Genomic DNA, 25,125 nt, shown 5'->3' on the forward strand with positions numbered 1-25,125 from the left:
ACTTTTTCATATTAGTTATTTATGGTTTTAAATATATTCAAGTGTAAAAACTAAGTCGTTCCATTGCGCTACAGACGGTCGATGCGCCGGGGAGGAAGCTGAGCCTCCTCGGCACGCGCCTGCGGGGTCTCAGCCTTTCCTCTATTTCCCGCAGGAGTCGACCGTCCTCCGCTCCATTTCACTTCATTTTTAAACCTTTTTCTAAAATACAAATACGAACGATGATGTAAACCAACCGCATAATTGTTCGTGTTTACTGTTAGCTGAAATGTTTATATCCCAGCCTCTTTGTATTTTCCTATGCATAACCATCCTTTATCTGGTAACACTACTTACGTACATAAATGGGTTAAAGAAGAAAGGAAAGGGGTATTAGTAAAAATCCCTTAATACATTTATTTGTGTACATAAATGATTATTAATTCTTTTAGGCGTTAATTTCGGGACTTTTTAATGCCTCTCTTGTTTGTACATTAACTTTCCATCTATCCATCTAATATGTACATCCTTTCGTTTACTTATAAAGAATTAATTAACATTTATTGGATACAATTAATAAGGACTAATGACTAGGAGGTAATTTTTTTGAGTGATAACAAAGAAATGGAGAAGAAAAACGGACAAGATCAGGAACGAGAAACGTTGACGACACGTCAAGGTCATCCAGTATTAGATAATCAAAATATCCGTACTATTGGTGATCGCGGACCAGCTACACTCGAGAATTACCACTTTATTGAGAAAATCTCCCATTTTGATCGTGAAGAGGTACCAGAGCGTGTGGTACATGCACGTGGGTCTGGAGCTTTTGGTTATTTTGAAACTTACGGAAAAGTTGGAAATGAGCCAGTAGAAAAGTATACTCGCGCAAAAGTATTTTCAGGCGCAGGGAAGAAAACACCATTAATGGTTCGCTTCTCTACAGTTGCAGGAGCTAAAGATTCACCTGAAACAGCACGCGATCCTCGTGGCTTTGCAGTAAAAATGTATACAGAAGATGGAAACTGGGACCTTGTTGGGAACAACCTTAAAATATTCTTTATTCGTGATGCTATGAAGTTCCCTGATATGATTCATGCATTCAAAGCAGATCCGGCTTCAAACGTTCCAAACCCACAGCGAATGTTTGATTTTGTTTCCCGTACGCCTGAGGCTACACATATGATAACCTTCCTATTCTCTCCTTGGGGAATTCCTGCTACATATCGTCACATGCAAGGATCTGGTGTAAACACTTATAAATGGGTTAATGAACAGGGTGAGGCAGTTTTAGTGAAATATCATTGGGAACCAAAACAAGGTATCCGAAATTTAACACAAGAAGAGGCCGAATCCATTCAAGCTAAGAACGTAGGTCATGCAACACAAGATTTATATGAATCAATTGAGCGCGGTGATTACCCAGAATGGGAGCTTTATGTGCAAATCATGGAGGATGATTATCATCCAGAACTCGACTTTGATCCTCTCGATGACACAAAGCTTTGGCCAGAGGATAAATTCCCATGGTTGCCAGTTGGTCGTATGGTCCTCGATCGTAATCCAGTCGATTTCCATGCTGAAATTGAGCAAGCTGCTTTTGGAACTGGAGTACTTGTAGATGGAATGGATTTTTCTGATGATAAAATGTTACAAGGGCGTACTTTCTCTTACTCTGATACACAACGCTATCGTGTTGGCGCAAATTATTTAAAAGTACCAGTAAATGCACCAAAAGCACCTGTCCGTACGAATCAACATCGTGGGCAAATGGATGTACGTGACCCGAAAGAGTCTGGTGAAAATCCACATATTAACTATGAGCCATCCATGCTCGGAGGTTTTAAAGAAGCAGGTAAAGAAAACCGTGTTCCTCATCAGCCAAAGTATAATGCAGCGGCAATGAGTGCTCCAATAGACAGACCTAATAACTATGGACAAGCCGGACACACATACAGAAGTTTTGAAGATTGGGAACGCGATGAATTAATAAAAAATCTATCTGAAGCACTGGCAATCTGCGATAAAAAAATTCAAGATGCGATGATTGAACACTTTACACAAGCAGATGAAGATTATGGTAATCGCGTGAAGGCAGGCATCGAATCAAAAATGAAAGAAATGAAAGAAATGGCTAAGGAAAATGTACCTGGACGTGAAGCAGGTATATCAAAATATGGTGAAGGTACAATAGATGCAAATCAAGCTACCAAAGATGCAGTAAAGAAAAGCCATGAGGCAGATCCTTATTAATGGAAATACGCGTAAGAAGAGATAAAAGAAGGAAGAGATTTCGCAATTAATATCAGGCTAATTTGTGACACATTTCGCATAAGATTTGTGTCCTTTTTTGATGTCTTAACAAAAAGTTAGAGCTAGTAACAAACCAATGGTTTCTACCATTACAGATATTAATGTAATCAAAAATTTAATGCTTAGCCTTCTTTTTCTCTAAACATCCTAATAATTGACATACCTTATGAAATATGATATTAAATTAATAGATTAGCACTCACGAACTTTAAGTGCTAATATTATTACATAAGAATGAAGAGAAAGGGTGTATAAAAATGATCGAAACAAAGGAATTTAAAGCAGAATCGAAACGATTATTAGAAATGATGATTAACTCCATCTATTCACAAAGGGAAGTATTCTTACGTGAGTTAATCTCAAATGCTAGTGATGCAATTGATAAAATCTACTATAAAGCTTTAACAGATGATACCATTAATTTTGAAAAAGATAATTATTTTATTAAAATAACAGCAGATAAAGAAAAACGGACATTAACTATTTCCGATACTGGAATTGGGATGACAAAGGAAGAGCTGGAATCGAATTTAGGTACAATCGCCAAAAGCGGCTCCCTTGCTTTCAAAAAGGAAAACGATTCGAAAGATGGCCATGACATAATTGGGCAGTTTGGGGTTGGATTCTATGCTGCATTCATGGTAGCAGATGAGGTAACAGTAATTACTAAATCATTAAATAGTGATACTGCATATAAATGGATTTCAAAAGGTGCAGATGGTTATACCATTGAAGAAACAGAGAAATCGGCAATCGGTACAGATATTATCCTGACAATTAAGGAAAATACCGAAGAAGATCAATACGATGAATATTTAGAAGAATATCGCTTAAAATCGATTATTAAAAAGTACTCAGACTTTATCCGTTATCCAATTAAAATGGAAGTGACTTCAAGTAAATTAAAAGAAGGCACAGAAAACGAATACGAGGAAGTTAGGGAAGAGCAAATTCTAAATAGCATGGTTCCTATTTGGAGAAAGAATAAAAATGAATTAACAGATGAAGATTATCAAAATTTCTATGAAGAAAAACGCTATGGCTATGACAAACCGTTAAAGCATATTCATGTTAGCGTAGATGGTGCAATTCGTTATAACGCGATCCTTTATATTCCAGAAAAAACTCCTTTTGATTATTATTCTAAAGAATATGAAAAAGGTTTGGAGCTTTATTCAAATGGCGTTTTAATTATGGAGAAATGCGGGGACTTACTGCCCGAATACTTTAGCTTTGTAAAAGGTATGGTCGATTCAGAAGATTTATCTCTTAATATTTCAAGAGAAATGCTGCAGCATGATCGCCAATTGAAGCGTATTGAAAAGAATTTAACAAAGAAAATTAAAAGTCAGCTTCTAAGCCTACTAAAAGATGAAAGAGAAAAATATGAATCTTTCTATGAATCATTTGGTAGACAAATAAAATTTGGTGTCTACAATGATTTCGGAATGAATAAAGAAATGCTACAAGATCTTCTACTTTTCTATTCTTCAAAAGAGAAAAAATTAGTATCATTAGATGAATATGTAGAAAGAATGCCAGAAGATCAAAAATTTATATATTATGCATCTGGAGATTCTATTGAACGTATTGATAAGCTTCCACAAACGGAATTAGTTAGCGATAAAGGATATGAAATTCTGTATTTAACAGATGATATTGATGAATTCGCCATTAAAATGATTGCTAATTATAAAGAAAAAGAATTCAAATCAGTATCTAGCGGTGATTTAGGTCTTAACCAGGAAGAAGAAAAAGAAGAAAAAGAAGCAACAGAGGAAAATAAAGCATTGTTTGATTATATGAAGGATATTCTTTCCGATAAAGTGAAAGGCGTAAAAGTATCAACTCGTTTAAAATCACATCCTGTTTGCTTAACTGCCGAAGGAGAAGTCTCCATTGAGATGGAAAAAGTCCTAAGTATGATGCCAGATAATCAAAATATCAAAGCAGATAAAGTTTTAGAAATTAACAAGAACCATGAAATTTTCCAAGCGTTAAGAGAGGCTTTTGAGAATGATAAAGATAAAGTGGCCCTTTATACAAACCTTCTTTATAACCAAGCATTACTAATTGAAGGTTTATCCATTGAGGATCCAGTAGAGTTCACAAACAATATTTGTAAACTAATGAAATAGACAACGAAAACCGCATTTTCAATTGGAAAGTGCGGTTTTTCTTCTTTATATCCTTCCCAATTTTTCCATTTATAAAAAACATCTTCTTCCTGTTAAATTATGTTTTACTATTTAAAACGAAACCGCTATACTTATAAAAAAACAATCAGAGATGGGGAACAATTATATGGCAGAATTAAAAGGAATAGAGATATTGACGATTGAAAAAAATTCCTTTGTCATGCACCCAACCCTAATATGGGATGAAAAACAAACATTATTAATAGATACAGGAATGCCTGGATATATGGAAGACATAAATTTAGTTATGGCTAAAGCAAATAAATCATTGGAAGATTTAACAGACATCTTGTTAACACACCAGGATATTGATCATATTGGAAGCTTACCAGAAATATTAACAGCATGCACACAGCATTTAACCATATATGCACATAAAGAGGATATCCCTTATATAGAAGGAAATCAACCTTTATTAAAAGCAAATCCTGCTAAATTTAATGAAGAGCAATGGGAAGCATTACCAGACTCATTAAAGTTTATTTATCTACACCCACCAAAGGCCCAAGTTACCAATTCACTAGAAGATGGTCAATTACTACCTATTAATGAAGGACTTGAGATAATTCACACACCTGGCCATACACCGGGGCATATAAGCTTATTCCATAAAAAATCAGGGACCTTGGTTGCTGGTGATGCATTAACTGCTGTAAACGGAAAGCTTCACCTACCTAATCCAGTACATACGCCGGATATGAACCTTGCCATTCAATCGATTGAAAAGTTTCTAACCTATCCAATTACAAAAATTGTGTGTTATCACGGTGGAATTGTATCTGATAATGTGATGGAACAATTACATGGTCTAGTAAAGTTAAAAACAATCTAAAAAAAGATGCCTTATCTAAAATATCTCTAAAACCATAAATAATAGAGAATGGTTCAGATAGGCATCTATTTCAAATGAAGATTTTTATAAAAAGAATTGAATCCCCCGAATTCCAAAATAGCCGCCGAATAAAAGCAATATTAGACCTGAGATCTTGCTGATAAAGGTAATTAGCTGTTCGGAGACAACCGTTCGAAAGAAACTCGATAAAACCGAAACAGTGAGATCCCAGATGGCAACACCAAATAACATACAACCTGTATACAATAATAAGGTGCTTGTACTTAAATTATGTATAGTAGTGGCTAATATAGATCCATATATTCCTAGCCAGAAGATAATCGACAGCGGATTCATTATACTCATAAGCAACCCAGTTATAAACGATCGAAACATAGAGTTAGTATCCTTACTGCTTCTTGAGATTGTACTTGTTTTTGTCATGACTCCTTCTATACCTGTGTAAATGAGGACAAAAGCACCAAATAGCCACAGAAAGGTTTGTACAATAGGGATATTAGCTAATTTTGCTACTCCAAAATATACGAGAATGATGAAGAAAACGTCACCCAATAGAGAACCTAGTGATAGAACCCAAGCATGACGAAAACCATATCTAAGACCTCTGTTTATAACTGCAGCATTCACAGGCCCAATCGGTGCTGCCAATGATAAACCTAAGGCAATATAATATAAAATACTATCCATTAACGATCCTCCTAATATAAACGTCTATATTAAACGTATTCAAAAAAGGAAGCCTGTACCACTTATTCAGGAAATTTTTTTACATGAGCAATTAAGGTTTCCATCGGTTTGAATCAACAATATTAAATTGTGGGGTTAATCCCTTGATTTCAAAGTATTCTTTAAAAAATAGACGAATAATGATATAATAGTTAAATAATAGAAAATACTGAAAACACCCATTTGCCTATAATTATTCTTTAGTAGGAGACTTAACGATGAATAGTATGAAAGATAACGATACACCATCTAATGATTTTTTTCGTTTGCTGGTGGAGCATGTAAACGACTGGATTTGGCAAATTAATGAACAATGGGAATTTACATATTCCAATTCCATCGTAGAAGAGACATTGGGATATTCCGCTAATGAATTACTTGGAAAATCGATGTTTTCTTTCATTAAAATAAATGAAGTAGAATCAGTTCAAGCAATTGTCTTGAGCGCTATGGAGAATAATAGTTCCTTACAAAATCTAGATTTCACGATGATTCACCGCAATGGGCATGAAGTATTTATCGAGACAAATGCGAATCCCATAATAGATAATCAAAATAATACTATCGGATATAGAGGCATAAATCGAGATATCACCTTATGGAAGAAAAATCAAGATCGTCAACAACAATTGCTAGATATTATCGAAGCTTCTCCAGACTTAATTGCAACAGCGGATAGCTTTGGAAATACCACCTATTTAAATCCTTCTGCTAGAGCTTTTCTTGGCATTCCTGAGGGAATAGAAGAATTACATTCCGTTAACGCACAGTTATGGACAAATAAAATTGTTGACATAAACGAAAACGAGCTTTCTGCTGAGAAAAGTATTTGGAGGGGAGAAAACACTCTTTCTAACTCTATGGGGAAAGAAATTCCTGTTTCGCAAATAATTGTGACCCACAAGGCTAACAATCAAAATATTCATTTCCTTTCAACGATTGCAAGAGATATTTCGGAAAGAAAGGCATATGAAAAGATTATAAAAAGACAAGCTTTATATGATACACTGACAGAACTACCGAATCGACGGCATCTATATAAAACCATTTCAAGATTAATGGATAGTAAGGATAAGGAGAAAACTTTTGCTTTGCTATTCATAGATATTGACGATTTTAAACAAATTAACGATACACTAGGTCATAAATATGGTGATCGAGCACTAAAGCTTATTGCTGCAAGGATGAAAGGTTCTGTAAGGGAGAATGATTTTCTATGCCGTTTAGGTGGAGATGAATTTATTCTCCTAGTAGAAGGTATGAACACAAAACAAGAAGTCGAGGATTATGCAAAAAGATTGATTTCGATTTTTAACCATCCACTCAGAATGGATAATAAGCTACATTCTATTACTTGTAGTATCGGCATAAGCATCTATCCTGATCATGGGAAAGATATAGAAACATTAATGCAAAACGCTGACAAAATTATGTATCATATGAAAAAACAAGGGAAAAATGGCTTTCAAATAACACAAACTAATGGAGGATGATTCAATAGCACATGCTAATGAATCGTTTTTTATGTTTAGGTATATATTACTAACTGCTCAGCAGCTCCACTTAATAATTTTCTGATTCCCTGTGCTAAACCTATTATTTTAAAGGATACTTGCTACTATTTTCATATAATAAAAGTTGCAAAATTGTCCCAACTTGTCTAACTATTGAAGGATTTTGTAGAATATGATCGAAAAATAATCAAAAAGAATGTATAATAGGTACTTAGGAAAGTAGATTCTGAAAGAGGGAGGATCATTAAAATGGAATGGACCCTAGCCATTTTGTTTATTGCAGCAGCCATTTTGCTCATTACTTCCGTTATTAAAGCAAAACAAACGTCAAAATCAGAGCAACGTGAAATAGATGTAATTCACCTTTCTGTGATGGAAGAAATAGCACAGTTGCAAAAACAAATTCGTCATCTTGAGCTGGACATAGAAATAATGGAAAAAGAATCTGGCGTTCAACTTGCTTCTAAGGACCGTACGGTTTTAAGAGAAGTACTTGACTTGCATAGACGTAAGTATTCAGTTGAAAGTATTGCAGCTCAAAAGAAGCTTACTCAAACTGAAGTAGAAGAGATGTTAGCTCCTTACTTACTTGGAAAAGAAGAAAGGAGAAGTGTTTTACAATGAAACCAACGATAATCACAAGTTTCGCAGCAGGACTACTTTTAGCAACATCTGTTAGTGGAATTGTCTATTTCTCTACAAAAGATGATTCTGTAAAGGCAGAAGAAAACAAAGTGGAAAAGGTAGACAAAGTGACGGAAGATGTAGCAAATACACCGACTGTAGAAGAAATGAAAGAAATTTTAACAAGCAGCGGATATGTTGTTCAAACTTCAGAAGAAGCGAAACAAAAGGAAGAAGAGCAAAAACAAGCATCTGAATCCAATACTTCTGAAGAAAAGAAAGAGGACAAAGAAGAAGAGCAAGAAGAGGAAGTGAAGACAGTCACTGTTACTGTTTCAAGCGGTATGACTAGCTATGATGTAGGAAGCATTTTACATGATGAAAAAATCATTAAAGAAACTGCCTTGGAATTCTCACAAAAAGTAGATAAAAAAGGCGTTGCAGAATACTTAAAGCTTGGTTCATTCAAAATAAAAAGCGATATGTCAACAGATGAAATCATTTCCAAAATTTTCAAGAAACAAAGCTAATATATAAAGGGTTGTTCAAAAAGGGTACTCTCTTTTGGACAATCCTTTTTTATGTAATAAATGGTTCAAATTATTCTGTTTCTATAGATTGATTCCCCAAACCTTGTTTTTTATGCCTCATAGACTAAAGAGAAGGGAGAATCAAAAAAATGCAAAAGAAAAAAAGGAATAAAAATCCGATAAGAATCTGTCTGCCAGGTGGTTATCGCTATTGTGGACCGGGTTGCAGCGGTCCTGGTGCGCCAATTAATTATGTAGATTCCTGTTGCCAAAGACATGATCAATGTGTTGACACATACGGTTCCTGTCGATATTGTGATGAAAGATTACTGCACTGTGTCCAATCAAGATTAAGAGAACATAGTCAAGAAGGCAAAACAGCCAGATTAATTTCTGATTTTATGCGATTTCGACTAGAAATTAACGGGGGCTGGAGAAGGAATCGATAATATCTTCTTATTTACGATAATATACTGAAAATAAACGATCACAGTATAAAGGAGTAAGGAAATAAACTAATCCCATCTTCTAGAAGAAAAAATGAATGGAAAGACAATCGGATATAAATAAATTCCATCATTATTGTCTTTTTGGTGGTTTACTTGTCGTTTCCAGTTTGTATGAAACAAGAAAAAAATCCTGTTCTACAAAAACAATATCTCTACATGATCCCTGCATGAAACAAACAAAAAAAAGTCATCTTACTTTCCGAAGGCTCGTTAGTAAGATGAGTCTTTTTTAATGTTTCCATAATACATCTGTTATTTTACTATCAAATAGATTTGTATCTATATTACATGTTTCATCATCAATGCCATATTGCCAGCCATATGCAAGAGAACCTTCTGGAGCATCCACTTTAAATTCTGGTGCATCTTGTTCAGTAGTAATTCCAATGTTTGGAGAAGCAGACCATAGATACGTATTTTCCTTTATTTCTCCCTTATTTTCAACAGCCTCATTAAAAGCATTTGTAAGTGCCTCTCCTGAATCAAAGATACCGTAGATTGCAGGTTCGTAAGAGGAATTGCTTACTTCGTCATACCACCCCTCAATAAAGGCTGCATCGACTGGATAGTTTGGCTCTATGTCAGCAAAAATCGCAACACCATCAGGAGTACTTAGGTCATTAGCTAATGCAATCGCTTTTTTCGCTTCACTAACACCATTATCATAGCCAGTTGCATCAGTGAATCCGTTATAGATTAGAAGGATATCTGCCTCATTGGAGTGAATTAAATCAATTTGTTCCCCTGTTAGACCGTGTGAAACCCCATCATTTGTACCTAAATAGCGTGCAACAATTTTTGGGGTTCCAAAGTTATCTCTCACACAAGCATAGAAATCCTCCGTTGTTTCACTAGCGGAATCAATTCCCCATAAATAGGAAGTCTCCTCATTATTATCCGTATCTCCGTTATTATCGTTGCTATTTTCCTCATTATTGCTATCGTCACTATCATTTGAATTTTCATTATCATTATTTGTGTTTTCTTGTTTTCCATTTGTATTAAGCTCATTTGTGACATTTACATCAACTGTTAAATCTAAGTCATTTAATATTTTATTTGCTAATTCCGCTTTATTATTAGAAAGAATATTGTTTGTAATCGAGTTAGTTGTTGTACCATTTACCTGCCCTTTTAACAGATTCTCTATGGCATTATTAATGGTAACAGATGCGTCATCTTCTGTTTTATTATCAATTGTATTTTCAATCGATGCATTTGTATCCTCTATATCATTCGTTACTTTATTATCAATCGTTGCTTTCGCTTCACTGCTTACAATATTTTGAATATTATTTGTTACAGATATATTAACATTTCCTTGGCCGCTTTCCGTTGTAGCAGTGCCTTGTGAATCAACCGAATTACTTGGTTCTTTGTCTGCTTCCACACTCTTTGTATGAAAAAGCAATACAGTTACAATGCCGGAAAATAGAATCAAGAAAGTAGCAGCTGCTATGAGAAGGTATTTCTTCCAATCCATTCTGTCACACCTTTCCTAATTTACTTACCATATAAAGTATGTAAACTAGGCTGTTTGGGTGTGGGCTATTTAGAAGTTATGCAATACCATCCATAGCAGATCAAGAGAGAATGGTTTATTTATTAAAATGAGGTTTTAGAATATCTTTTAATATAGTCGCACTTTGATGAAATTTTTCTTGCTCATCTTCAGCTAGTTCCAATTCAACGACTTCACGTATTCCTTCTCTATTTATTACTGCAGGTACACCTATATAGACATCCTTTTCTCCATATTGGCCATCTAAATAGGCAGATACGGTTAATACACTATTTTCATTACTTAAGATTGCCTTTGTAATTCGCACAAGTCCCATAGCAATCCCATAATAAGTAGCACCTTTCCCTTCAATAATTTTGTAGGCTGCGTCACGCACATTCACAAAAATTTCGTCTAAATCCTCCATTTTATATTCAGCCGCTCTTTTCATTAGCTTATAAACAGGAATACCGGCAACATCTGCTGAACTATAGGCTGGCAGTTCACTGTCGCCATGCTCTCCAATAATATAGGCATGGACACTAGTTGGAGCAACTTTAAAGTAATCTCCAAGTAGAAAACGGAACCGAGCAGTATCCAAAATTGTCCCAGAGCCAACAACTTGATTTTTCGGAAGTCCACTATATCGCCAAGTTGCATAGGTTAAAATGTCTACTGGATTTGTTGCAACTAAGAATATTCCATGAAAGCCACTTGCCATCACTTGATCGACAATCGATTTAAATATTTTTAAATTCTTTTCCACTAAATCAAGACGTGTTTCACCAGGTTTTTGATTAGCTCCAGCACATATAACAACTAGATCCATCTCCGTGCAATCCTTATACTCTCCATATTTAATACTTATTGGGTTAGGAGCAAAGACTTTGCCATGATTCAAATCCATTACATCTCCAAATGCTTTATCTTTATTAAGATCAATTAACAATAATTCATCCACAATCCCTTGATTCATTAACGCAAATGCGTAACTAGATCCTACAAAACCTGTGCCAATTAAGGCTACACGGCTAACTTTATTACTAAGCATCCTTCATTCTCCTTTTGAACATATTTTAACTGTATCATTTGTTATTTTAACGGGAATTATGTATCCACATTAATGAGAGAGGGGGAAGGCAAATATTATCTGAACGAAAAAAAAGAAGCCACTTTAAAGTAAGCTTCTCTGAAATTCCTTAGCGTTTTCTTTTTTTAGAGTCTGCTGCAACGGCTGCTTTTTTTACAATCTTTTCAAATTCTACATTTGCTTGAAATACATCCTCTTTTAATTGAATAACCGATAGTATTTTTCCTTTGCGTCCTTTAATTTTTATTTCTTGTTCAACATTTGGGATTTCTTGCCGGAGTTGAGTTAATACATTTGTGCTATTATCAAAAAAGTGAACAGTTACCAAGTTATTTCACTCCTTTATTCGAATTTTTCTCATAATAAAATAAATATGATTTATGAAATAAATTAGAACAAAAACAATATTGTCTTATGGGACAAATTTGCTCCTAGAGGAAAAAGATTACGGACCAACTTCACTTGTTTTCGCTTATAATGAAAGAAGACTATATAAAGGTGAGGGACCCACACATGAAAATTTCCTTTCAAAAAACAGGAGATCCAACAGACCAACTGATTACCAGTTTAAACAAATGGGAGAATGATCCAAAGCTAATCCCATTAATCCATCCTTGTCGGAATAAAGAGGATGTAGAAAGCTATGTACGGATAACAAAAGAAGAAATCAATAAACGGTTAACAACATACCATATGTATGAAATATATCTAGACAATATACTGGTAGGGGAAATGAATTATACAGTTGACCCAGTCCATTTGTATAAAAAAGAAAGAGGGACTGCATGGATTGCTATTACAATAGGGGAAGAAATCGCTAGAGGGAGAGGAATAGGCTCCACTTCGCTTAGATATTTAGAAGAACAGATTAAAAAGCAGGGTCTAAAAAGAATAGAATTAGGGGTATTCGAATTTAATAAAAGTGCTCAAAAATTATACAGCAAACTTGGCTACCAAGAAATCGGGAAAAACAAACAATTTACCTACTATCAAGATAGAATGTGGGACGATATCCGCATGGAAAAATACGTATAAAAAAAATAGGGAATGTAATGCAAAAAGCTAACATTCCCTATTTTTTAATATTGACGATACACGTAAGGATCATCGGGCTCATTTATTGTTTTCCAATCTGTAACTTTAAGAATCGGAATGGTTTTCTTAAATGGTTGATAGTAAATGGTTTCAAGCTTTCCAGTTACCTGTAGCCACTGGTCATTGTCTTTTTTCATATCATCTGGAATATCCAGAAGCATGCCAAATACGCCAGCATCTGCAATGCAATGTATGATGCCAAATCGCAGCAAGAACAGCTGATTATTCATTAAATCTTCTTCCTTATACGAAAAACCAGTAATGGTAATTTCCCGATCCATAAATTGTCCTGGATAATTATAAATCGTTTCTAAATCATTTAAAAAATTATCTTCTCCCAAAGTAATTTCTTTTAGATTCTTTAATTTATCCAAACCCTTATCCATTACTTCTGCATAACCTTCTTTTCCATAATAACTGCTTGTATTAGGCTGCAAGAATTGATGCTGGCTATACTCATCTCCTTCATCATATGCAGGGAAATACAAACCTTTTTTTTCTACAATATTGGAGTCAAGGGTTGCTACTGGAAGCATTAACCCCGTTAGTATTGGCAGCATTAATGCTACAATTGTTAATCCACGTTTCCAAAAGCTATTTTCTTCATGGGAATGATCGTGTCCACAATGTTCACAAGAATCATGATCATGGTTATTTTTATCCTTTTTCATATAGTTATAGACACATATAATTGTAAAGAGTACAAATATATAAATGGCCGATTCTGATATATATGAATATTTCATATTAATATATTTTGAGATATCGCCAGTAGCATGTAAATGCAAAAATAAATAAGTAAAGCCGATTAACACAAATATACGAAGCATTTTTTTTCACCTCTTTATAGAAAAATGGTTACGAGAAACACGATGATGGTAATAAGACTTGTCAGTAAGATAACAAACTTAGCTTTAAACGTACTTAAGAGCATCAATGTATTCTTAATATCTAACATTGGACCAAATACTAGGAATGCAAGAATTGATCCTACTGAGAAGCTGTTTCTAAAGCTCGCTGCCACAAATGCATCTGCTTGGGAACAAAGACTTAGGATATAGCCGAGTCCCATCATAACTAGATGAGAGGATGCCTGCCCATGTCCTATTGATACAAGGGTAGATGTTTTCACAAATGTTTGTACAGCGGCAGCAATGAACGAACCAATCACTAAATATTTTCCTACAGAGAAAAATTCGTCTATAGAATGTTTAAACATTGCTTCGATTCGTCCTTTAAACGAATGATAGTGCATATGTTCTGGCACATGATTTTTTAAGGGCGACTGTTTCACTGTTTTTTGCAAAGCAAGTCCAACTAGAATCGAACAAATAAGCGCAGCAACCGACCGAAGAATCACCATTCTCCAGCTGTTTCCAAATGCAACATAGGTGGAAAAAATAACTACCGGGTTAATAATCGGGCCAGTGAGCATAAAAGCAATACTTGCTGGCAGTGGTACACCTTTTAAGATTAGCCTTCTTGTAATTGGTATTATTCCACATTCACATGCGGGAATAATGCTTCCAACTAATGAAGCAAATAAAATCGCAAGAATTGGATTCTTCGGCATGATTTTCGCAATAAATTCTTCTGAAACAAAGATTTGTATGATTCCAGAAATAAGAACACCAATTAATATAAAGGGTAGTGCCTCAATAATGATACTTATAAAGATCGTATTTAATTGTAATAGTGTTTCCACATTCATTTTTAAAAGAACACCTACTTTTTCGTTAGATTACATGAATTCATTATTATAAGGAACAATGATTAAAATCAGATGAAAACAAAAAATACCCATATCGCCGATTTTTAATTAGTTATTGCAAACGAATTCATAAACCCTTACATTAATAGTGATAGGATGAACGCCACAGAAGAGAAGGTGAACAAAACTGAAGACAAAGTATTTGCTCTATTTCCTTGTACTATTCCAGATGTTAATCATGGCTGCATGTAGTGCTCAGAAACCAAAAGAAGCAGGTGATCTTAACCAGAGTGAAACAAATCAAGAACAAAAAAATATCGATTTTCCTTCTGACTATTTAACGGATATAGTGGAAACAGCAAAAAAAGGAATGACAGATACAAGTCCCTTTAACGTATTTTCCAATACGATAGAACAGGTAGAAATGCAATGGGAAGAGCCAGTTAGAACAGACCATGTAGGGAATGGCTTTTACGCTACCTATGATAAAAAGAATACCGTGTTTGGTTTTACTGCAAAAGGAGAGATTTATGATATTCGTTCCTATAAAAAGCAATTACAGGTATTCTCCTTGTCTGATTTAAAAGAAGTAATAGGAGAACCAGCAGAAATAAGAACAGGTGAAGGGGAAAAAATAATTGTTTATAACCTTTCAAAGGAGATTCAGCTTAAATTTATCATCCTGAATGAAACAGATAAAGTGGACCATCTATCTGTTTATAATGAAGAGAGAGGGGAGCAAGCTGGCTATGTATTAGATTTAAAGGGAAACTCTGATCAGCTAACAAACAAGCAATGGCAAGCGATGCAAACTTGGAGGAGTGATATCGTGAACTTTAAAGAAAATCAGCCTAATTTATACATAAATGGACGAAATGAAAAGAAGATTTCTTTAACCTTTGATGATGGTCCTGATGAAATCATGACACCAAAAATAATTGAAATATTACAAAACCATCATGTGAAAGGAAATTTTTTCTTTATTGGCAGTGAAGCAGAAAAGTACCCACAAGTTGTTAAAAATGCCTATGAAAACGGTAATTTAGTATTAAGTCATAGCTATCATCATGTTGATTTGACTACTTTAAGCAATGCTGAACAAGCAAATGAAATAAACAATGCAGGGCTTGCTATTCAAACAATTATTGGGAAAGAGCCGGCGATGATTAGACCACCATATGGGGAAACAAATGAAACCTTAATAGAAAATGCCAAAGATAAAGGCTACTCTGTGATAATTTGGTCAATCGATACACTTGATTGGTCACAAAAGGATCCTGAAAATATTATCAAAAATGTCACAGATAATTTGCGAAACGGCGATATTATTTTAATGCATTCAGATTCAGAAAAAACAGAAACAGCAAAGGCATTACCTACAATCATTAAAGCCGTTCAAAAAAAAGGATTTGAAATTGTTGGCTTGGATGAATTGTTGGGGGTAGAGGCATATCAGTAATTAGAAATTATGTTAGTGGTAAAGGAAAGATGAAACTTTAAAACGAATGATTAATATAGTTTCTATTAATCATTCGTTTTAATAAAAGCAAACTCTGACACTTTCAATCATATAGAAGGGGACAGTATGATTACTGAAATCCTAAATGTAATAACAGAAGAGAGGCTAACGAAATGAAAGAAAAAGAAAGGCTTGCATTTATAAAAAGATATTTTCCCCATTTCGTGATTAAAGAAGTAAAAGTAAATAATAGGGGGTGGGACAACGATCTAGTTATTATTAATAATAACTTAGTCTTTAGATTTCCTAAATCGGAAGAAGTGGCAGCAAAAGTAAAAACAGAAGGCGAAATTTTAACAGCAGTAAAAGCGAGAAATCCACTGTTGGTAATACCTGAATTTGAGTATATGCATGAAGATGACAAAGTTAAAGGTGTAAAATATCCTCTGATTGAAGGGAAATCTTTATCTGAATATGCTCCTAATACCATTACTTGTCATTTTGAGAACGCCAGATTGGTTGGCGACTTTCTCACAAAATTACATAGTGTCGAAGTAGCACAATTAAACAGTAGTATGTTAACAAGCCTTCATAACCATTCTTATTGGGAGTCTTTCTACAAGAAAGTAGAACGACAAGTATTTCCATTTTTAAAGTACAAACAGCAAGAACAGATTGCCCATTTATTTGAGCGCTTTCTAGAAAGCTATGAAGACATACCCGCTAAGAAAGTTATCATTCATGGAGACTTAACGACCTCAAACATTATTTATAATGAACAGAAGGGGAGGATTAGTGGCATTATTGATTTTACAGATGCACAAATTGGAGACCCTGCTTTTGACTTTGCGGGTATCTATTGGGCATACGGTCCAGACTTCACGAAGAATGTATTATCCTGCTATCAATCTTCCGAAAAAACAGAAGCCATATTTAAAAGAGTAAGTAATTTTTACGGGCTACAGCCAGTATTTCATGAATTACTTTATGCACTGGAGAATCAGTATAATATAAATTGGGAAACTGCATTAGAGCGGTTTAATTGTCTCTATGAGTTTATTAATGCTAGATGAACTCCCTAAATTAGTAAAAATAAGATATAATAATGAAAAATGAAGAATATATGAATAACAAAAATGTTATTAACCATAGCATTTGATAGGAGGTTTACAAAAAATTGTGGAGATTAGTAAACGGTAAATTAATTCAAGAAACGGATCAATCTAGAGTCAAATTTAGAACAAACATTAGTAAAGAAATCATCGATACATTAAGCAAAATGGCTGAAGAAAATGATACGCACATAAATTATTTATTTGAAAACGGTCTAAGAAATTTACTAGCAAATAATATGATTCAATTCTCAAAAGAATCCAGACCAAAGGATCGAGTTCAATATAAAACAACTTACGATAAACAATTATTGGAGAATGCGAAACAATTTGCAAAATCAAATCATTTGTATTTGAACGATATTTTAGAATACAGCACGAAATTTATCGATTTAAATGATATTAAAGATAAACAGTATAAGAATAGAGTAGAGAGAATGTAGTCTTACTATATTCTTATATTTATTACAACGCCCCGAACATAATATATATTATACACAGCAATTCAAATATTAATAAATCTCATCTCAAAATAAAGTATACTTTAGATAGTGAGACAAAATAAAAAAATTATCGTTTATTTCGAACATTTAATCATTCAATATGCATCCAATACTACTCAGCTATTTTATTGTAGATAATAATATTATTATACATTTACTAAAACCATTTATCTATTAGTTGTTTAAATATTTAATATAAACAATTCTTAGCTTGCTATTTAAAATCAGCAATCATTCCATTTTCGCAATACTATATATAAATTTGGCTTATAGATGCTCAGCGGAACCATTTCTATACATCTCTTCTCTCGTCAAGTTTACATAATATTAGCATTTAACCTTTGCATATAAAAAAACAGAGAACAGATTTAGTTTCTGTTCTCTGGGTATCTCCATCAACAATCGCTTAGTTAAAGCGTCTTTTTTTCTGCGATTAATTTATGATAAAAAGTTGCATTAGACGTATAGATATACGGAGTTAACCATAAGAAACCGATTCCTAGAGACAATAGACATAAGAAGCCCCATCCAATAAAGCTTAAGTTTAACAGGAAGAACTTCCATTTGTAACCAACCATTCTTCTTCTGCTTTCTGTAATTGCTTCAAAAATGGATAGCTCTGGATGATCTTTTAAAATCATAAATGTCTGTGAATATGCTAGCCCTTTGATAATTCCCGGAATTAATAATAATAAAGACCATAAGAATGTAAATATACCTATCATGATAGTCGTACCAATGGATTTTAGAGCTAACCTTGCATCCGTATATATCGTAAAAACCTGCGGAATTTCAGGACTTTTCTCTCTAACGATATCGAGATAAAACCAACTAATTGCTATAGTTAATGGGATTAAAATAATACTAATAATGGCATTTAATATGGATGCTAATGGTGGTGTATAATCTTGATTAAACCAATTTAAAATGCCTCCACTAGCATAAACTTCAACAGAGAAATTTATTACCGTACTTAAAATGAAATATAGGAATGTAAGACCTACTACTTTTCCCCATTCCCCTTTTAATGATTGTCTTGCCTCATACTTAATTGCTGAAATTTTCAATGCATATCCCCCTTTATATATATGTAAAAAGACAGATGTACTTATTTGCTGTCTATTTTATTATAGTAATTATATTGGAATACGAAAATGTTTTTTTGACAAAATACCCCAATAATTAATTTTATATCTATTGATGCGCTGGCTTCTTCCCTCCTCTTTTTCTTTTGCACACACTTTTTCCATAAACTTCTATGTATGGTCCTGCCACCTCTCCTCCTTCTTATATACTTCCTCTATTTAATACGAACATTATAGAGAAAGGTTTCATTATTTTTACACCGTATTCAAGCAACTTGTTTTTAGTTAACTAACTAATTAGATGTATCGCTATTGTTCATACCGTAATTTGTCACCATAAATGAACTATTCCTTTGGGATATAAGATTGCTTTAAGCTTTTTTCTTGTATATATACTGAAATAAAAAGATAATTAAAGAGAAAAATTATATATATTTTTTAGGAGGATCGTACGATGAACATACATATTAGCAAAGCTGCTTTAACTTGGTTTAAAGAAGAAGTAGGGTTAGATACGGGAAGTTATGTGCGCTTTTATCCAATGATTTACGGAAATAGTCCCGTTCAAGAAAACTTTTCACTTGGCTTTTCCATCGAGGCACCTGTTGATGCAATAGCAAGTAGTGAAGCAGAAGGAATTCATTTTTACGTAGAGGAAACAGATGTTTGGTACTTTAATGGGCACGACTTATATGTAGAATTTAATGAAGCAATGGATGAAGTGGAATATCAATATAAATTACCAAAAATAAAAGGTTGAAATATATATAACCGCCGATAAACTGGCGGTTATATGGAATTACATATTAGATGATACAATTTCGTTTTACTAGTTAATTTTTTTAAATTCTTCTATCAATCTATCATTTGTAATCTCGTCAGAATGATGTAAAGTGATATTTGCTCCTAGACTATTAAAAGCTGCTACTGCATTGTCGTATCCTCGTTCAATATGTTCAATCCCAGTAATCGTTGTTGTTCCTTCTGCGATAACACCTGCAAGAATAAGGCATATTCCTGCGCGGACATCGGAAGCATTAACTAATGCTCCATGTAAATTTGATTTCCCTTTAATATGTGCAACACCATTTGTTACCTCTATACTAGCTCCCATTTTGTTCAACTGATATACATGATTAAATCGGTTCGGATATATAGTTTCCCGAAGTATACTTTTTCCAGTCGCTTGTGTTAGCAATACGGTTAAAGGCTGCTGCAAATCCGTAGGAAATCCTGGAAACATAGCGGTTCTTACTCTTGTCGCTCTAATTCGACCATCTAAAAAGGATGTAATATTATTTTCTTTTATTTCAATGCCTACACCAATCTCTTTTAATTTCGTTATACAGGAAGTAAGATGTTCTGGAATAATATCTTTTACTGTAATCGTGCCTCCCGTAATCCCAGAAGAAATCAGAAATGCTCCTGCAATAAGGCGGTCAGGAATAACGCTGTAGGTACAGCCATTTAATTGCTTAACACCTTTAATTTTGATTGTATCTGTACCTGCACCGATGATTTTTGCACCCATTTGATTTAAAAATAACGCTGTATCTGTTACTTCAGGATCTCTTGCGGCATTTAATAGAATAGTTTCCCCTTCTGCTAATACGGCTGCTAGCATACTATTAATTGTCGCCCCTGATGTAATTGTATCAAAATAGATTGTTGCACCTTTTAACTTAGAAGCTTCTACTTCATAATAATCTTTATAAAAAGTGAATGATGCTCCTAGTTTTTCTAATGACTTTATATGCTGATCAATTGGTCTGCTTACAAAATCATCTCCGCCTGGATATCCTAGTGATACTTTTTTAAATTTAGCGAGTAATGCTCCAATAAAATAATAGGCTGTTCTGAATTTACCAGATTTTTCAGGTTCAATTATTGTATTATTTATTTTAGTCGGGTCAATATGGACGTCTCCTAAACTATCTCGATTCATTACACATCCAATTTCATCTCCAATTTGACGAAGCACTCCAAAATCTGCGATGTTTGGGATGTTTTTTAAAATTACGGGTTCACTAGCTAAGCATGCTGCCGCAAGAATTGCGAGTGAGCTATTTTTCGAACCAGGTACTGTTAAGGAACCTTCTAGCTTAGAAGGTCCTTCTATGTTTATCCATCTCATTATAAATCTCCTATTCCACTCATTCTAATCAATGTAAATCCGCAAAAATGATTTGCGCTTTTTTCTTTTTTATCTCTTGAATTGTTTTTTCTGGAGCACCTAGATCTGTGATAAGAATATCTATATCCTCCATTGGTATGGATTGCATAAACATTTCAAGCCCTATTTTTTCATGGGGTGCAAGGCATACTACTTTTTGGGCAACACTTGATACTGTTTGGGCAAATGCTGCGGCTTCAGGAGTCGACGTACTAATTCCTTTCGCATTAACTCCTCCTCCTGTTAAAAAACAAATATCTAAAGAGAATTTACGCATCATTTCCATAGCAAGACAATCTATCATACTACCAGAAGAAACCTCCCTTAATTTTCCTCCGATTAGATAAGCACTTATATTTTCTTGTGTTCTAATATGTTCTGCAATCTTTAAGGAATTTGTGACGATTGTATAAGGGATATCCTTTGGCAAATACTTTAGCATTCCATAATGAATACCTGCTCCTCCAAGAAAAACAGTATCATTTTTTTTAATAAAAGAAGCTGCTAATTTTGAAATAGCATTTTCATGTGGAGCCCCTACTCCATATCTGATTGATTCTTTCTGTGGCATTGTTCGTACTTTAGGGGTTGGTCCATGAAGAATAGCACCACCATATGTTTTTTGAAGCAAGCCTTGTTCTTCCATAATCGTTAAGTCTCTTCTTATCGAATCAAGAGACATCTCAAATTGAATTGCTAAATCTTTGGCTATTACTTTGCCATCTCTTTCTATAAGTTCTAAAATTCTTTTTCTTCTTTCCTCCGCTAACATACTCTTCCCTTTCACATTAAGATATAAATATAAATTTATATTATTCCGTTTTATTAAGCATTGTCAATTTTATTATTCATTTTTCTTCTTTTTTATTACGTATTGTTCATTTTTCCCGCACCAAGAACATATGTTCCTAACTTTATTTAACAATCATGTTTATGTATTGCTATATAAAAAAATTGCTGCATAAAAGCAGCAATTTCAATCTGTAATGTTTCCCTGAATTAAAGCTCTATATCATATTCCATTCGCTTCGCAGTTTCTGTCATCAATTTAGTACCTACCAAACGCTTTCCAAGATGAAAAGACATATTTATTCCTGCGGAAATCCCTCCTGAAGTAATAATATTCCCTTCATCTACAAATTTAACGTTTTTCACTACATTTACTTCGGGATACTCGTTTTCTAACCTGTCTAGACTTGCCCAGTGTGTTGTTGCTTTTTTTCCATCTAACAAACCTGCTTTTGCTAACAATAATGCACCAGTACAAACAGACGTCATAAATTGTACCTCTTCCATTTGCTGTGATATCCAATGAATAACACTTTCCTTCTTTATTTCGCTCTCTCTTGCCCCAAGCCCTCCTGGAATAATTAAAATATTAAAGGTTGGCATCGTTTCGAAGCTAAAATCAGGGTGCACCTTCAAGCCATTTCTCGCATGTATCATTTGTCCGTTCTCTGAAATGGTATGCACAGAAAATGGTTTCGTCCCATCTTCACTTGTCGTGACAGAGAATACTTCAAATGGACCTGCAAAGTCTAGAACCTCCACATCATTAAATAGAAAAATGCCTACTTTCCACTGTTTATTTTCCATTTTACCCTCCCTAAATCTTTTCTTTCATCATTATAGCTAATAATCCCATTAAGAGGAGTAAATTCTAATAATAAACTTGATAACCTTCTTAATTTTTGAAAAAATAAAACTAACTAAAAGGAAGGCAGGCTACAGAATGAAACAACAAAAAAGAGTGAGAGATTACTGGATAACAGTTGGTAGACTAGAAACAGGCAGTAATAATGCCATTACAGATGTTGATGGTGTTACTGTTGGTCATGTTACATTAAGCAATGGTGATATACAGACAGGTGTAACGGCCATTTTGCCACATCAAGGAAATGTTTTTAAAGAAAAAGTAATCGCTGCAAGCCATGTGATTAATGGTTTCGGCAAAACGATGGGCACCATTCAAATCAATGAATTAGGGACAATTGAAACACCTATCCTCTTAACAAACACATTAAGCATTGGTACTGCTGCTGATGCACTCATTGAATATATGCTAAATCAAAACGAGGAAATTGGCAGATCGACTGGAACCGTCAATCCGATTGTCTGTGAATGTAATGATATGTTCCTAAATGACGTAAGAGCACGAAACATTACAAAAGAACATGTTTTCGAGGCTATCGCTAATGCATCTATTGAATTTGAAGAAGGTTCTGTTGGTGCTGGGAGAGGAATGCTTTGTTATTCATTAAAAGGTGGAATTGGTACATCCTCTCGGTTAATGACAATGGAGCATGGGACATATACAATTGGTGTGTTCGCTCTAACTAATTTCGGGATATTAAGTGATTTAACAATAGCGGGGAATCCAATTGGGCAAGAACTAAAAGAATATCTTCTCCAGGCAAAGAATGACAAAGATCAAGGTTCTGTCATTATTATTGTTGCGACAGACCTTCCAGTGTCAGAGAGACAATTAAGCCGCATCATTAAGCGGGCTGTTTCTGGTCTTTCCCGTACTGGCTCCATCATAACAACAGGTAGTGGTGAAATCGTCATTGGTTTTTCAACAGCAACAAAAATACCTCACGAAAAGCCAGCTTCAAGCGTTCCTGTTTCGACAATCCATGAAGAAGATATTGATTTAGCTTTCAGAGCCGTTGGTGAGGCTACTGAGGAAGCAGTGCTCAACTCCTTAATCACTGCAACCCATGTAACTGGTCGAGAAGGAAATGAGCGTCCTGCCCTTAAAGATTTAATCGATAAATATGCAATTAGTCTTAACTAGTAAAAAACCAGACGCCTGTTTTCATACACCGCGTCTGGTTTTTCTTATTTATATTTTCCTTCAAAGATTGTTTCGACTAACGGACGACGATTGGAAGGTAGCTCACGTGCTTGAAAATCTTCTGGCAATGCATCCTTCTCTCCTTGATATCCAATGGCAATTGCTACTTGAACATTATACTCTTCTGGAATATTTAATACTTCTCGTGCTTTGTCCTTATCAAAGCCACCAATTGCATGTGTTTTTAATCCTTCTTTGATTGCCTGTAAGGATAAGAATCCCCATGCAGTTCCACTATCAAATGCATCCATCCGATTTTGGTTATCTGATATAAGCACCGCTAACACAGGCGCATTTTTGCACCACTCTAAGTTTCTTTCAAAAATAAATGAATGAAATAGTTCACGTTCTGCTTGGGTACGAGCAAGGATAAACCGCCATGGCTGCGAATTATTAGCAGATGGAGCCCAACGAGCAGCCTCGAAAACACGCATTAACACTTCTTCTGGCACTTCTTTTTTTAAAAAAGAACGGGGAGACCAACGATTGATAAAAATGGGATCAATCTCATGGTCTGGTTGACGTAATTGTTGTATTTCTTTTTCGTTCATTAATAATCATCCTCAAAAATTTTTTCAGTTCCCTTCCATTTTAATTTTTTCAAAATTACAAATCAACTAATTGATTTCCCTATTTAATAATTACATGCTCATTTTAACAGGGGTTAGTCTAAATAAGCAGTCTCCTCTGGATGATGTAAATGTTTAAAAGCTAAATAAATTTGTGATTCTGTATTTCTTGGTATGGATAGACGCGGAAGTTCATTTTCCGCAAAAAAAGCCACGGAACTTGTTTCCATTCCTTCTTTCGCCTCTCCACCTATAATCTCACATTGAATAAACATCTTATATACATGGTATGGAGAAGGTGGATGAGGATGGCACTTCTTGTCTATTACCCCAATTAACTTAACAGCTTTCACATCGAAACCTGATTCTTCCTGAACCTCTTTTACCGCAACTTCTGCCGGAGTTAACCCAATATCTCCCCATCCTCCTGGTAGCGCCCAGGACTGATCTGTTTTTTCTTTTACCATTAAAATTTTCTCGTCTTTAAAAACCACTGCTCGGATATCCACTTTTGGAGTAGCATAACCTGTTTCATTTGCAAAAAGTTCACGAATGATTGACGTATCAACTTTTGTATATTCCGACATCATTTCTATACTCATTTTTCTAATCTCTTCAAATCGTTCTAAATCATATATATCTTTTGAATACGTCAAGCCTGCTTGAGCAATCGCTTGAAGTTGCTTTGCCCACTGTAACCATTTTTGTTCCATACTATGCCTCC

Annotated in this window: 25 protein-coding genes; 13 read left to right on the plus strand and 12 right to left on the minus strand. The window is 34.4% G+C overall.

The genetic code is table 11. From position 1 onward, the window contains the following. Positions 1 to 603: 603 nt before the first annotated feature. The 3 genes from ACTQ5K_RS12350 to ACTQ5K_RS12360 all read left to right on the plus strand — a co-directional run bounded on the left by ACTQ5K_RS12350 (position 604) and on the right by ACTQ5K_RS12360 (position 5,322). The gene (locus ACTQ5K_RS12350) at positions 604 to 2,232 is read left to right on the plus strand and encodes a catalase (RefSeq protein WP_231512557.1); all 1,629 of its coding nucleotides are present in this window, start codon (positions 604 to 606) and stop codon (positions 2,230 to 2,232) included. A gap of 320 nt (positions 2,233 to 2,552) precedes the next feature. Beyond that, the gene (htpG, locus tag ACTQ5K_RS12355) at positions 2,553 to 4,430 is read left to right on the plus strand and encodes a molecular chaperone HtpG (RefSeq protein WP_441131086.1); all 1,878 of its coding nucleotides are present in this window, start codon (positions 2,553 to 2,555) and stop codon (positions 4,428 to 4,430) included. Between the two features lie 166 nt (positions 4,431 to 4,596). After that, the gene (locus ACTQ5K_RS12360) at positions 4,597 to 5,322 is read left to right on the plus strand and encodes an MBL fold metallo-hydrolase (protein WP_031537734.1); all 726 of its coding nucleotides are present in this window, start codon (positions 4,597 to 4,599) and stop codon (positions 5,320 to 5,322) included. A gap of 84 nt (positions 5,323 to 5,406) precedes the next feature. On the opposite strand, the gene ACTQ5K_RS12365 is transcribed toward ACTQ5K_RS12360, so the two are convergent. Continuing rightward, complete coding sequence (locus tag ACTQ5K_RS12365; RefSeq protein WP_031537736.1) at positions 5,407 to 6,030, minus strand: LysE family translocator; 624 nt, start codon at positions 6,028 to 6,030, stop codon at positions 5,407 to 5,409. A 257-nt stretch (positions 6,031 to 6,287) separates the two neighbouring features. Here ACTQ5K_RS12365 and ACTQ5K_RS12370 point away from each other — a divergent pair, with 257 nt between their 5' ends. From ACTQ5K_RS12370 to ACTQ5K_RS12385, 4 genes are all read left to right on the plus strand, one after another. Further along, on the plus strand, positions 6,288 to 7,562 hold the full coding sequence (locus ACTQ5K_RS12370; protein WP_031537738.1) for a diguanylate cyclase domain-containing protein: 1,275 nt from the start codon (positions 6,288 to 6,290) through the stop codon (positions 7,560 to 7,562). Positions 7,563 to 7,832: 270 nt separating this feature from the next. Then, positions 7,833 to 8,207 (plus strand): hypothetical protein, encoded by a 375-nt coding sequence (locus tag ACTQ5K_RS12375; protein WP_031537739.1) that lies wholly within the window; start codon positions 7,833 to 7,835, stop codon positions 8,205 to 8,207. Continuing rightward, positions 8,204 to 8,737, plus strand: a complete 534-nt coding sequence (locus ACTQ5K_RS12380; protein ID WP_031537740.1) for a hypothetical protein — start codon at positions 8,204 to 8,206, stop codon at positions 8,735 to 8,737. The genes ACTQ5K_RS12375 and ACTQ5K_RS12380 overlap by 4 nt, the downstream gene beginning before the upstream one ends. 149 nt (positions 8,738 to 8,886) lie before the next feature. Continuing rightward, positions 8,887 to 9,186: a coat protein gene (locus ACTQ5K_RS12385; RefSeq protein WP_031537741.1), complete on the plus strand. Its 300-nt coding sequence runs from the start codon at positions 8,887 to 8,889 to the stop codon at positions 9,184 to 9,186. A 289-nt stretch (positions 9,187 to 9,475) separates the two neighbouring features. Here ACTQ5K_RS12385 and ACTQ5K_RS12390 read toward each other — a convergent pair whose 3' ends face one another. The 3 genes from ACTQ5K_RS12390 to ACTQ5K_RS12400 all read right to left on the minus strand — a co-directional run bounded on the left by ACTQ5K_RS12390 (position 9,476) and on the right by ACTQ5K_RS12400 (position 12,165). After that, complete coding sequence (locus ACTQ5K_RS12390; protein WP_251628257.1) at positions 9,476 to 10,729, minus strand: glycoside hydrolase domain-containing protein; 1,254 nt, start codon at positions 10,727 to 10,729, stop codon at positions 9,476 to 9,478. Positions 10,730 to 10,844: 115 nt separating this feature from the next. Then, positions 10,845 to 11,798: an L-lactate dehydrogenase gene (locus ACTQ5K_RS12395; RefSeq protein ID WP_284561680.1), complete on the minus strand. Its 954-nt coding sequence runs from the start codon at positions 11,796 to 11,798 to the stop codon at positions 10,845 to 10,847. Positions 11,799 to 11,946: 148 nt separating this feature from the next. Next, the gene (locus ACTQ5K_RS12400; protein ID WP_031537746.1) at positions 11,947 to 12,165 is read right to left on the minus strand and encodes a hypothetical protein; all 219 of its coding nucleotides are present in this window, start codon (positions 12,163 to 12,165) and stop codon (positions 11,947 to 11,949) included. 185 nt (positions 12,166 to 12,350) lie between these two features. On the opposite strand from ACTQ5K_RS12400, the gene ACTQ5K_RS12405 reads away from it, so the two are divergent. Then, positions 12,351 to 12,872, plus strand: coding sequence for a GNAT family N-acetyltransferase (locus ACTQ5K_RS12405; protein ID WP_031537748.1), 522 nt, complete (start codon positions 12,351 to 12,353; stop codon positions 12,870 to 12,872). Positions 12,873 to 12,916: 44 nt separating this feature from the next. On the opposite strand, the gene ACTQ5K_RS12410 is transcribed toward ACTQ5K_RS12405, so the two are convergent. Both ACTQ5K_RS12410 and ACTQ5K_RS12415 read right to left on the minus strand, forming a co-directional pair. Continuing rightward, positions 12,917 to 13,762, minus strand: a complete 846-nt coding sequence (locus ACTQ5K_RS12410) for a TIGR03943 family putative permease subunit (protein WP_031537749.1) — start codon at positions 13,760 to 13,762, stop codon at positions 12,917 to 12,919. Positions 13,763 to 13,776: 14 nt separating this feature from the next. Further along, positions 13,777 to 14,643 (minus strand): permease, encoded by an 867-nt coding sequence (locus ACTQ5K_RS12415; RefSeq protein WP_031537751.1) that lies wholly within the window; start codon positions 14,641 to 14,643, stop codon positions 13,777 to 13,779. 238 nt (positions 14,644 to 14,881) lie between these two features. Between ACTQ5K_RS12415 and ACTQ5K_RS12420 the strand changes: the two genes are divergently transcribed. From ACTQ5K_RS12420 to ACTQ5K_RS12430, 3 genes are all read left to right on the plus strand, one after another. Further along, on the plus strand, positions 14,882 to 16,102 hold the full coding sequence (locus tag ACTQ5K_RS12420; RefSeq protein ID WP_349204971.1) for a polysaccharide deacetylase family protein: 1,221 nt from the start codon (positions 14,882 to 14,884) through the stop codon (positions 16,100 to 16,102). Between the two features lie 173 nt (positions 16,103 to 16,275). Next, complete coding sequence (locus tag ACTQ5K_RS12425; RefSeq protein WP_251628251.1) at positions 16,276 to 17,175, plus strand: aminoglycoside phosphotransferase family protein; 900 nt, start codon at positions 16,276 to 16,278, stop codon at positions 17,173 to 17,175. Between the two features lie 104 nt (positions 17,176 to 17,279). Next, the gene (locus tag ACTQ5K_RS12430) at positions 17,280 to 17,657 is read left to right on the plus strand and encodes an rRNA methyltransferase (RefSeq protein ID WP_251628250.1); all 378 of its coding nucleotides are present in this window, start codon (positions 17,280 to 17,282) and stop codon (positions 17,655 to 17,657) included. A gap of 470 nt (positions 17,658 to 18,127) precedes the next feature. Here ACTQ5K_RS12430 and ACTQ5K_RS12435 read toward each other — a convergent pair whose 3' ends face one another. After that, entirely contained in the window at positions 18,128 to 18,784 is a 657-nt protein-coding gene (locus ACTQ5K_RS12435; RefSeq protein WP_031537756.1) for a DUF975 family protein, read from the minus strand. 472 nt (positions 18,785 to 19,256) lie between these two features. Between ACTQ5K_RS12435 and ACTQ5K_RS12440 the strand changes: the two genes are divergently transcribed. After that, positions 19,257 to 19,562, plus strand: a complete 306-nt coding sequence (locus tag ACTQ5K_RS12440) for a HesB/YadR/YfhF family protein (protein ID WP_031537757.1) — start codon at positions 19,257 to 19,259, stop codon at positions 19,560 to 19,562. Positions 19,563 to 19,631: 69 nt separating this feature from the next. On the opposite strand, the gene murA is transcribed toward ACTQ5K_RS12440, so the two are convergent. The 3 genes from murA to ACTQ5K_RS12455 form a co-directional block, all read right to left on the minus strand. Beyond that, positions 19,632 to 20,936 (minus strand): UDP-N-acetylglucosamine 1-carboxyvinyltransferase, encoded by a 1,305-nt coding sequence (gene murA, locus ACTQ5K_RS12445; protein ID WP_031537759.1) that lies wholly within the window; start codon positions 20,934 to 20,936, stop codon positions 19,632 to 19,634. A 28-nt stretch (positions 20,937 to 20,964) separates the two neighbouring features. After that, entirely contained in the window at positions 20,965 to 21,747 is a 783-nt protein-coding gene (locus ACTQ5K_RS12450; RefSeq protein WP_031537760.1) for a DeoR/GlpR family DNA-binding transcription regulator, read from the minus strand. Positions 21,748 to 21,974: 227 nt separating this feature from the next. After that, complete coding sequence (locus tag ACTQ5K_RS12455) at positions 21,975 to 22,571, minus strand: DJ-1/PfpI family protein (protein ID WP_031537761.1); 597 nt, start codon at positions 22,569 to 22,571, stop codon at positions 21,975 to 21,977. Positions 22,572 to 22,707: 136 nt separating this feature from the next. On the opposite strand from ACTQ5K_RS12455, the gene ACTQ5K_RS12460 reads away from it, so the two are divergent. Further along, a complete protein-coding gene (locus tag ACTQ5K_RS12460) occupies positions 22,708 to 23,772 on the plus strand; it encodes a DmpA family aminopeptidase (protein ID WP_031537763.1) in 1,065 nt (354 codons plus the stop codon). Positions 23,773 to 23,816: 44 nt separating this feature from the next. Here the strand turns inward: ACTQ5K_RS12460 and ACTQ5K_RS12465 are convergent, their stop codons facing one another. Both ACTQ5K_RS12465 and ACTQ5K_RS12470 read right to left on the minus strand, forming a co-directional pair. After that, the gene (locus tag ACTQ5K_RS12465) at positions 23,817 to 24,383 is read right to left on the minus strand and encodes a nitroreductase family protein (protein WP_235251518.1); all 567 of its coding nucleotides are present in this window, start codon (positions 24,381 to 24,383) and stop codon (positions 23,817 to 23,819) included. Positions 24,384 to 24,496: 113 nt separating this feature from the next. Continuing rightward, positions 24,497 to 25,114 (minus strand): NUDIX hydrolase, encoded by a 618-nt coding sequence (locus ACTQ5K_RS12470; protein ID WP_235251519.1) that lies wholly within the window; start codon positions 25,112 to 25,114, stop codon positions 24,497 to 24,499. Positions 25,115 to 25,125 lie beyond the last annotated feature (11 nt).

Source organism: Niallia sp. Sow4_A1, assembly GCF_052116745.1.
Classification (GTDB): Bacteria; Bacillota; Bacilli; order Bacillales; family Cytobacillaceae; genus Niallia; species Niallia hominis.